Genomic DNA, 10,680 nt, shown 5'->3' with positions numbered 1-10,680 from the left:
TTGCATGTATTAGGCACGCCGCCAGCGTTCATCCTGAGCCAGGATCAAACTCTCCGAAGAAATGTTTGACTTGCTCATTTAAAAAATAAAAATTAACGTTGACGTTTACTATTTCGTTCAGTTTTCAAAGAACTCTTGTCTTAAAGCGACTCCTATATAATAACACTTTATAAGAATCGTTGTCAACACTTTTATATAACTTTTTTAAAACTACTAAAAAACTCATATATGTTTTGCTGACTTTTTATATATTACCAAAATCAAAAGCCTATGGCAAGGTTTTTTACATAAAAAAAGCCCCTGCTTTTTCAGGGGCTTTTTTTATTCTTCTGTTTCTTCAGCTTCAATTATTATATCTGTCTCTTCATGTTCATCTAATTCGTCTAAAACTTCGTCTTCATCTTCTGAAGTTTGTACTTTTGCAACCGTTGAAACAAACTCTTCGTCTCCTAAACGGATGACTTTGACACCTTGTGTGTTACGGCCCATCTGTGAAATATCTGAAACAGAAACACGGATAAGAACGCCGCTTACTGTGATAAGCATAATATCTTCTTCTTGAGATACGCATTTCAGTGCGACAACATCACCATTTTTATCAGTGATATTACATGTTCTTAAACCTTTACCGCCTCTTGTTTGTACACGATATTCTTCAATCGGCGTACGTTTTCCGTAACCATTTTTCGTAATGATCAAGACATCTGATTGTTCTTCGAGAATCTCCATACCGATTACTTCATCTTCTGAATCGAGAGTGATCCCTTTAACTCCAGTAGCTGTACGTCCCATTGAACGAACATCATTTTCATTAAAACGAATTAACATACCCTTTTTCGTTCCAATAACCATATCGCGCTTACCATCTGTCAATTTAACAGAAATCAATTCATCTTCTTCTCTTAAATTCAAGGCGATAAGTCCGCTATTTCGAATGTTTTCAAAAGAAGATAAAGGTGTACGCTTAGAAATTCCTTGTTTTGTAGTAAAGAATAGATACCAATCGTCTACAAATTCATCGACGCGAATGATGGCATTTACCCACTCACCTTTGTCTACTTCTAACAAGTTAATAATAGGTATCCCTTTAGCCGTTCTTCCGTACTCTGGAATTTCGTATCCTTTTGTCCGATAGACTTTTCCCTTATTTGTAAAGAAGAGAATCGTATCATGAGTAGAAGTTGTTAGAAGATGTTCAACGAAATCATCTTCGTTTGTATTCATTCCTTGAATACCTCTTCCGCCTCTTCGCTGACTCTTATACGTAGAAACAGGCAAACGTTTAATATAGCCGTTGTGCGTTAAGCTAATAACAATATCTTGGCGAGGAATCAGATCCTCGTCTTCAATAATTTCCGCTCCTCCGCTTACGATTTCTGTTCGACGTCCGTCATTGAATCTTTCTTTTACTTCTATTAGTTCTTCTCTAATAATTTCTAATACTTTTTCTTCATCTGCTAAAATAGCTTTTAATTCAGCAATTAGCGCTAATAAAGATTGATATTCCGCTTCAATCTTCTCTCGCTCTAATCCTGTTAAACGCTGTAGGCGCATATCCAAAATAGCTTGCGCTTGTTTTTCAGATAACGAAAACTGAGTCATTAATCCTTCACGTGCAATATCTGTTGTTTGAGAACCTCTAATTAAAGCAATAACAGCATCTAAATTATCAAGAGCAATCTTTAAACCTTCTAAAATATGCGCACGTGCTTCTGCTTTTCGAAGCTCAAATTCAGTACGACGACGAATAACCACTACCTGATGGTCTAAGTAGTACTGTAGACATTGCTTCAAGTTCAATACTTTTGGCTGTCCATCTACTAATGCAAGGGTGTTAATACCAAAACTTGTTTGAAGAGATGTCTGCTTATATAAGTTGTTTAATAAAACATTTGCATTTGCATCACGTCTTACTTCAATAACAATACGCATACCCGAACGGTCAGACTCATCTCGTAAATCCGTAATCCCATCAATCTTCTTATCACGAGCTAGCTCGGCAATTTTTTCAATTAGCTTTGCTTTATTTACTTGGTATGGTAGTTCATGAACAATAATAGTTTGTTTGCCATTGCTCTGTTCTTCAATTTCTACTTTTGCGCGAACAATAATAGAACCTTTTCCAGTTTCATAAGCTTTACGAATTCCGCTGCGGCCAAGAATTTGTCCTGCAGTTGGGAAATCCGGTCCTGGAATAATCTCCATTAACTCTGCAATTGTGATATCAGGGTCTTGGCTTACTGCTAAAACGCCGTCAATGACTTCGCCTAACTGATGCGGTGGAATATTTGTCGCCATACCTACCGCAATTCCGGCTGAACCGTTTACAAGTAAATTGGGAAATCTAGCAGGTAATACAATGGGTTCACGTTCAGAACCGTCATAGTTATCTTGGTAATCAATTGTGTCTTTATTGATGTCACGTAACAGTTCCATCGAAACTTTTGACATTCTTGCTTCTGTATAACGCATAGCTGCTGCTGCATCTCCATCAACAGATCCAAAGTTTCCATGACCATCAATTAGCATATAGCGATAGCTAAAATCTTGTGCCATACGAACCATTGTTTCATATACAGCTGAGTCACCGTGTGGGTGATACTTACCAATTACTTCTCCTACGATACGAGCTGATTTTTTATATGGCTTATCCGATCCCATACCTAAATCATTCATTGCATATAAAATACGACGGTGCACAGGCTTAAGTCCGTCTCTTACATCTGGTAAAGCACGCGATACAATTACGCTCATTGCATAATCTAAAAAAGATGCGCGCATTTCTTGACTAATATTTACTTCTCTTATTTGAGAGTTTGGTTTATCTGACATCGATAAGAACCTCCTTCGCGAAGTTCAGTATAGTAATTCATATATATGTAAACGCAGGATAGAACCTATCTCTATCCTGACGTTTATATACCCTTTATAAAAAATATAAAGGGTATTACCGTTCATTTAAATATCGAGATTTTTTACGTACTGAGCATTTTCTTCAATGAAATTACGGCGTGGTTCTACTTTGTCGCCCATTAAAATTTCAAATGTCTCATCAGCTTCAATTGCATCTTGCAAGTTTACTTGAAGAAGGGTACGGAACTCTGGATCCATTGTTGTTTCCCATAATTGTTCAGGATTCATCTCTCCTAAACCTTTGTAACGCTGAAGGTTTGGTTTTGCGCCTTCAGGGAAAGAAGCTAATACCTCGTCTAATTGACGATCGTTGTACGCGTACTCCACTTTTTTACCTTGTGAAACTTTGTAAAGAGGCGGCTGGGCAATGTAGACATATCCATGCTCAATAATCTGTCTCATATAGCGATAGAAGAACGTTAGAAGAAGCGTACGAATATGCGCACCGTCTACGTCTGCATCTGTCATAATCACAATTTTATGGTAGCGTGCTTTCGAGATATCAAAATCGTCACCAATACCCGTTCCTAGAGCGGTAATGATTGTACGAATTTCATTATTAGATAAAATTTTATCTAAACGCGCTTTCTCTACGTTGATAATTTTACCACGTAAAGGCAAAATAGCTTGGAAATGACGGCTTCTTCCCTGCTTAGCTGAACCCCCGGCAGAGTCACCCTCTACTACATAGAGTTCGCTAATAGAAGGATCTTTTGATGAACAATCTGCTAATTTACCCGGTAAGTTTGAGATTTCAAGCGCGCTTTTACGTCTTGTAAGCTCACGAGCTTTTTTAGCTGCCATTCTTGCTCTTGCAGCCATTAAACCTTTTTCAATTACCTTTTTCGCCACAATAGGGTTCTCTAACAAGTACGTTTCTAAGTGTTCTGAAAACACAGAGTCAGTAATTGTTCTTGCTTCACTATTTCCCAGCTTTGTTTTTGTTTGTCCTTCGAACTGCGGATCTGGGTGCTTAATAGAGATGATAGCTGTAATTCCTTCACGAACATCTTCACCCGTTAGATTGGCGTCACTGTCTTTAAATACGCTGTTTTTACGTGCATAGTCGTTAATTACACGCGTTAACGCTGTTTTAAATCCTGCTTCGTGTGTTCCACCTTCATATGTGTGAATATTGTTTGCAAAAGAATATAAATTACTTGTATAGCTATCGTTATATTGAATAGCAATCTCTACAGAAATGTTGTCTCGATTACCTTCAATATAGATCGGCTCTTCGTGAATCACTTCTTTTGCACGGTTTAAGTGCTCAACGTAAGACTTAATTCCGCCTTCATAGTGATATTCACGTCTTTTATCTTCTTCACGTTTGTCTTCAATCGTAATTTTAATGCCGCGATTTAAGAAAGCTAACTCACGCAGACGATTAGCTAACGTATCAAAATCGTATTCAAGCGTTTCTGTGAAAATTTCACCGTCTGGACGGAATTGAATAACAGTACCTGTTTTATCTGTTTCTCCAACTACTTTTAAGTCAGCAGCCGGTACACCTCGTTCATATTTTTGATAATGAACTTTACCGTCACGATGTACGTGTACTTCCAAAGAAGTAGAAAGTGCGTTAACAACTGAGGCACCTACACCGTGTAATCCACCAGATACTTTATAGCCGCCGCCGCCAAATTTACCTCCGGCATGAAGAACCGTTAAGATAACTTCAACGGCAGGTCTGCCCATTTTTTCTTGAATACCAACTGGAATTCCACGACCGTTATCTTTGACTGTAATACTATTATCCTTTTCGATAATAACATTAATTTCATCGCAATAGCCGGCCAGCGCTTCATCAATACTATTATCTACAATTTCCCATACAAGATGATGTAAACCCTTTGCGCTCGTCGATCCAATATACATCCCCGGACGTTTACGAACAGCTTCTAATCCTTCTAATACTTGTATCTGATCAGCTTCATATGCTTGTACTTCTTTTTGTTCCATCGTCAAATGTATCACCTACACTTTTTTTTAACAGCAAACTGCTGTATTTATCATTTTGTATTATGTTTTTCGAATATTATGTGGAAATAATACGGAGCCTTTAATGTATTTGCAATTTGTTTACTTATGCACAAAATTTTCATAATCGAGGGTACGAGTTGAACTATATAGACTTAAAACTATAATGATATCATATTTCAGTTAGATTGCCTTGCGAAAAGTTTTTAGACAGATCAATTGCTATTTGACCTTTTGAATTTGGCCAGCTTCTACGTGATATGTAGCGGCTTTTTCTAAGGTCTCGTGATGAATTCCTTCAATGCTCGTTGTCGTTACAAACGTCTGAACTTTTCCTTGAATGGTATTTAGCAAGTGTGATTGACGAAAATCATCTAATTCAGACAATACGTCGTCTAAAAGCAAGATTGGATATTCACCTACTTCTTGATGAATTAACTCAATTTCAGCAAGCTTTAACGATAAAGCAGTCGTCCGCTGTTGCCCTTGTGAACCAAATGTTTGAACGTCTTTTTCATTAACGTAGAAAAGAAGATCATCACGGTGTGGTCCTGCTAAGGTGACACCTCTATCAATTTCTCTACTTTTTATTTTATCAAACTTTTGATGATATGCTTCTAACATTTTCGACAAATCTGCATCTTCTGATACATCAATTGAATTCTTATACTCAATTTTTAATGTTTCTAAGCCTCGACTGATCCCTTTATGAATAGGCTCTGCCCACTGTTGGAGTAACTGTAAAAACTCAAAACGTTTTTTTAAGATTTTCGCCGCCATTTCACTTAACTGTAACGTAAGTACGTCTAAAAGTGAAAGATCCGTTTGTTTTTTTGTCTGCAGCTGCTTCAAATATTGATTTCTTTGCTGCAAAATCTTTTGATACCTGCTTAAATCATGCATGTACACAGGCGAAACTTGACCAATTTCCATATCGATAAATTTGCGCCTTACTTGCGGACTCCCTTTAACTAGGTTCAAATCCTCCGGAGCAAACATGACAGTGTTAATTGATCCTATATATTGACTGAGTTTTTTCTGCTCAATGTGATTATATTTTGCTTTTTTCCCTTTTGTTGAGATGACTAAATCCAGCGTAACAGGCCCTCTATGCTTTTCTACAATGCCCGATAGCTTTGCATACTCACAGTCCCATTTAATTAATTCTTTATCGTTGGATGTACGATGAGATTTAGCCATAGATAATACGAAGATCGATTCCATCACGTTTGTTTTACCCTGTGCGTTTTCACCCAAAATGACGTTTACTTTATTTTCAAAAGGAATCGTTGTCTTCGTATAGTTTCGGTAATTTGTTAAAGTAATTTCTTTAATATACAAACGTTTCACCAACTTTAAGTAATAACAACAAATGATCCTGCAGCCGGTATATCCACTTCGTCATTTGCATATAATTTACGTCCGCGGCGCTCTTCTAGCTCCCCGTTCACATATACTTCGTGCTCACTTAAAAACCATTTTACCATTCCACCTGTTTGAATGACGTCTGCTAGTTTTAAAAACTGGCCAAGCGTAATGTATTCAGTTGAAATTTTAACTTCTGTTTTCATGCGACTCTCTCACTTTCTAATGATGTATCTCTATTTTACTAAATAATTCTCCTTGAGAAAAGAAAGCTACTAGTACGGCATGCTAGTAGCTTTCTGAGATTTAATATGTTCGCACTGGTAAAATCAGCTGCAGCATTGAATCATCCTCTAATGTTCGAATGACAAATGGACGCATCGCACCAGTGAAGTTAATTTTGATATCTGTTCCTTCGAGCGCTTTTAATGCGTCTAACATATATTTTGCGCTAAAAGAAATTTTTAATTCTTCTCCTGAGATAGACTGACTTTGTACCTCTTCAATTACTTTTCCGATTTCAGGAGAGTTAGAAGAAATTTCAACAATCCCTTCATCCAGCGTAGATAGTTTTACTACGTTGTTTCTTCCTTCACGAGCTAATAAAGAAGCGCGGTCAATCGATTGTAAGAATTCTTTTACGTTCAATATAACATCCGTTTTACTATCGGCTGGGATCAACCTTGAAGTATCAGGATAATTTCCGTCCAATAATCTTGAGAAGAACAGTAAGTGTTTTGTTTTGAATAATACTTGATTTTCCGTGATAACAATGTCTACTAATTCATGAGAATCATCAAGGATCTTACTGAATTCACTTAAACTTTTACCTGGAATAACCACATTATACGTTGCTTCATTTCCAGTTTCAATGGTCGCTTTTCGCAAAGCTAGACGGTGACTGTCAGTGGCAATACACGTTAATTCTTTGCCAACGACTTTCCAGTTTACACCTGTCAAGATAGGTCGTGTTTCTGAGGTGGACACTGCAAAGACAGTTTGTCGAATCATGTTTTTTAATAAGTCCGTCGGTAATCTAAACATGTTGTTTTCTTCGATCTGTGGCAAATGAGGATACTCTTCTGCATCTAAACCATTTAAGTTAAATTCAGCTTTTCCTGAACGAATGATTGTTAAAAAGTGACTTTGGACGTCTAATTCTACAATGTCTTTAGGAAGCTTTTTGACGATTTCACTAAAGAAACGAGCTGGGAGAACAACGCTTCCAGGTTTGTGGATATCAACAATCTCTTTTCCTTCTTCTTCGTTTGGAATAAACGATTCAATTGAAATATCCGAATCACTTCCGGTTAAGGTAACACCTTCTTCAGTCGCTACAATTTTAATCCCCGTTAAAATTGGAATTGTTGTTCTAGAAGATACAGCTTTCATAACATCTTGAACGCTTTGAACTAGATAGTCTTTCTGTATGATGAATTTCATAATAATTAATCCTCCTTAAAAGTAGGTTTAAAAGCTTATTATTTATTATATTTTAAGATAGTAGTAGTAATAGGGGCTGTGGAAATGTGGATAACCCCCAAAAACGTGAGAACACAGCCTATCCACATGTGGACAGACTGTGTACAATCCTAACTCACTTATACACAAAATACAAGTAAAAAAAGCCTATATTTTTAGTGATTCACTTATTTCTTTAATTTGTTTTTGTAGGTCAGTATCTGTTTGAACAAGTTTTGAGATTTTTTCATGAGCATGGATGACAGTAGTATGGTCTCGCCCGCCAAACTCTTCTCCAATTTTAGGCAGCGAAAAATCCGTTAATTCGCGAGAGAGGTACATGGCAATTTGTCTAGGAAACGCTACTGACTTTGTACGTTTCTTCGCTTTGAAATCATCTAATTTTATATTAAATTCTTGTCCAACAATCTGTTGGATGTCTTGAATCGTAATAACCCTAGGTTTTGAACTAGGAATGATATCTTTTAATGCTTCTGCTGCTAAATCAGCGTTTATATCTTTATTAATTAGTGAAGAATAAGCTACTACACGAATAAGTGCTCCTTCTAATTCTCTAATATTTGAATCAATCTGATTGGCGATATAAAGCATAACTTCATTTGGAATAACTAAGCCGTCCGCTTTGGCTTTTTTTCGTAAAATAGCAATTCGTGTTTCCAAATCTGGTGGTGTGATGTCTGTAATAAGGCCCCATTCAAAGCGAGAGCGAAGTCGGTCTTCAAGTGTAGGAATTTCTTTCGGCGGTCGGTCACTTGAGATGACAATCTGCTTGCTTTCTTCGTGAAGCGTATTAAACGTATGGAAAAATTCTTCTTGTGTTTGCTCTTTACCTGCTAAGAATTGAATATCATCAATTAGTAAAACATCTACATTACGGTATTTGTTACGGAATTCTACTGCTTTATTATCACGAATAGAGTTAATAAACTCATTTGTGAATTTTTCAGATGATAAGTACACGACTTTAGCGGCAGGATTATGATCTAACACATAGTGGCCTATGGCGTGCATTAAGTGTGTTTTGCCTAATCCTACTCCCCCGTAAATAAAAAGCGGATTATAGGCTTTAGCCGGCGCTTCTGCTACTGCTAAAGAAGCTGCATGCGCAAATCGATTTCCAGATCCGATAACAAATGTATCAAAGGTATACTTCGAATTTAGCATGCTTTGAGGAAATTCTGATCCTTCGTCTTTATTGACTTTCTTTTTAGGAGTTTGAATATCAAATTCTTCCTCGGCCTGGTTAGGAGGAATAATAAATTTCACATCTAACTCTTCCCCCGTAAGATCGTAAAGTGTTTCAGCAATTAAATTAGAATACCTAGATTCTAACCAGTCCCGTGCAAAATCATTAGGCGCAGTAATAATGAGCGTGTCTCCTTGTAAAGCATGAGCTTTTGTCGATTTGAGCCAGGTTTCAAAACTAGGTTTGCTTAATTTTTTTTCAATTTGATCTAAAGCTCTATTCCATAAATCATGAATGTTTTCCAACGAGCAATCCCTCCTTTTTCTAGCTTTTATGCGCTTTGTACAACTCTTGTACAACCTGTACAAAACCTTATGCATAAAAAATTTATATTTATACAATTGCTATTATGTGGGTAAATATATATTATAGAAGAAAGCCGACTATTCGACAGATTCCACATGGTGTGGATAACTTTATACAGTGATAGTGGAAATGATGTCCACAAGTTGTCCACAGTTTGTGGATAAGAACCAACTGTGGAAAAGTAATTAAGAGTGAAAACAAAAATATAATATCAAAGAATTCGGCATGATGCAATGAATTTTCGAAACTTATCCACAATCACTACACCTTGTGGAGAAAAGTTTTCCACAACACAAGATAGTGTGCATGAGTTGTCGATAAGGAATGGAAAAGTAGAAAAATGTCGAAAAAACTTATCCACAAAGGTTTAAGAGCAGAATTTGAATAAAAAAGAGGCTTTTTATAACATTTATTGTTGTAGTTTTGTTCAGTAACGATGCGATCGCAGCTGCTAGAGAAAGAAAAAGTGATGAAAAGGAAAAATTTTTTCTTTAATAAATCAATGAATTTTATTGATTAGGTATAGACAATTGGGTTATAAAGATATTAGAATGAAGAAGATTGAGTAAAACAGATAATGAAACCAAGAGATTGAAAATTTTATTTTTTAAATAACATTGACATCTTCTTAGTCTTTTCATTATAATTGCAAGGACTGTCTTTTTCAGTTATTCCTCGAGGAGGTGTTTATAGATGAAAAGAACTTACCAACCAAACAAACGTAAGCACAGTAAAGTACACGGTTTCCGCGCTCGTATGAGCTCAGCGAATGGACGTAAAGTTTTAGCTCGTCGTCGTCGTAAAGGAAGAAAAGTATTATCAGCATAATAGACCACTGACGCCAGTGGTCTTTTTTCGCTTTATAAGACTAAAATCACCTCTGTTCCTGTAGGGACTACATAAGAGCATGACCTGAAAAAGGGCAGGAGTTGTTAAAAATGAAAAAAAGATATCGTATAAAAAAGAATGATGAATTTCAAACAGTTTTTAAAAAGGGCAAGTCCGTAGCGAATCGCCAATTTGTCTTGTATGTTCTAGACAAACCGGATCAAGAACATTTCCGCGTAGGATTCTCTGTGGGCAAAAAGATTGGAAATGCCGTGACTCGTAATCGAGTTAAGCGCCTTGCTAAACAAATTATGTTTGAATTCACACCGTATTTAAAGCAAGACAAAGATTATATTGTAATTGCAAGGCAGCCTGCTGCAACAATGAGCTATGAAGAAATTAAAAGCAGCTTGCAGCATGTCTTTAAGCGTGGCAAATTACTTACACATAGACAAAACGATTAATAAACAATAGAAGAAAACCCTTTAATAGCTGTTGTTTTTCTACCGCATCCTTATATAATGGATTTTGACGCACTTTCAGAATTGAAAGGTGAACAT

The 10,680-nt window shown here is 36.6% G+C and carries 8 protein-coding genes and 1 rRNA gene; 2 read left to right on the top strand and 7 right to left on the bottom strand.

Annotation, left to right across the window (positions count from 1 at the left end; genetic code table 11):
• From ACFX4E_RS20370 to dnaA, 7 genes are all read right to left on the bottom strand, one after another.
• A 16S ribosomal RNA gene (locus ACFX4E_RS20370) occupies positions 1-60 on the bottom strand; the annotation flags it as partial.
• A gap of 261 nt (positions 61-321) precedes the next feature.
• A complete protein-coding gene (gene gyrA, locus ACFX4E_RS20365; protein ID WP_013054825.1) occupies positions 322-2,832 on the bottom strand; it encodes a DNA gyrase subunit A in 2,511 nt (836 codons plus the stop codon).
• 126 nt (positions 2,833-2,958) lie between these two features.
• Positions 2,959-4,875 carry a DNA topoisomerase (ATP-hydrolyzing) subunit B gene (gene gyrB / locus ACFX4E_RS20360; protein WP_098333878.1) on the bottom strand — a complete coding sequence of 639 codons (1,917 nt, stop codon included), beginning with the start codon at positions 4,873-4,875 and terminating at the stop codon, positions 2,959-2,961.
• Between the two features lie 240 nt (positions 4,876-5,115).
• Entirely contained in the window at positions 5,116-6,234 is a 1,119-nt protein-coding gene (gene recF / locus ACFX4E_RS20355; protein ID WP_028409770.1) for a DNA replication/repair protein RecF, read from the bottom strand.
• Positions 6,235-6,248: 14 nt separating this feature from the next.
• A complete protein-coding gene (gene yaaA / locus ACFX4E_RS20350; protein ID WP_013054822.1) occupies positions 6,249-6,464 on the bottom strand; it encodes a S4 domain-containing protein YaaA in 216 nt (71 codons plus the stop codon).
• A 100-nt stretch (positions 6,465-6,564) separates the two neighbouring features.
• Positions 6,565-7,701 carry a DNA polymerase III subunit beta gene (gene dnaN / locus ACFX4E_RS20345; RefSeq protein ID WP_377238093.1) on the bottom strand — a complete coding sequence of 379 codons (1,137 nt, stop codon included), beginning with the start codon at positions 7,699-7,701 and terminating at the stop codon, positions 6,565-6,567.
• A 186-nt stretch (positions 7,702-7,887) separates the two neighbouring features.
• Positions 7,888-9,231, bottom strand: a complete 1,344-nt coding sequence (gene dnaA / locus ACFX4E_RS20340; RefSeq protein ID WP_028409768.1) for a chromosomal replication initiator protein DnaA — start codon at positions 9,229-9,231, stop codon at positions 7,888-7,890.
• 754 nt (positions 9,232-9,985) lie between these two features.
• On the opposite strand from dnaA, the gene rpmH reads away from it, so the two are divergent.
• Together rpmH and rnpA are read left to right on the top strand one after the other, a co-directional pair.
• On the top strand, positions 9,986-10,120 hold the full coding sequence (rpmH, locus tag ACFX4E_RS20335) for a 50S ribosomal protein L34 (RefSeq protein WP_013059930.1): 135 nt from the start codon (positions 9,986-9,988) through the stop codon (positions 10,118-10,120).
• A gap of 110 nt (positions 10,121-10,230) precedes the next feature.
• Positions 10,231-10,584 carry a ribonuclease P protein component gene (gene rnpA / locus ACFX4E_RS20330; RefSeq protein WP_013059929.1) on the top strand — a complete coding sequence of 118 codons (354 nt, stop codon included), beginning with the start codon at positions 10,231-10,233 and terminating at the stop codon, positions 10,582-10,584.
• The last annotated feature ends 96 nt before the right edge of the window (positions 10,585-10,680 follow it).

It is taken from the genome of Priestia sp. YIM B13491 (assembly GCF_042787605.1).
GTDB classification, from domain to species: Bacteria; Bacillota; Bacilli; order Bacillales; family Bacillaceae_H; genus Priestia; species Priestia megaterium_E.
Note: the sequence above shows the minus strand (reverse complement) of the source record. Positions and strands in the feature narration are given on the sequence as shown.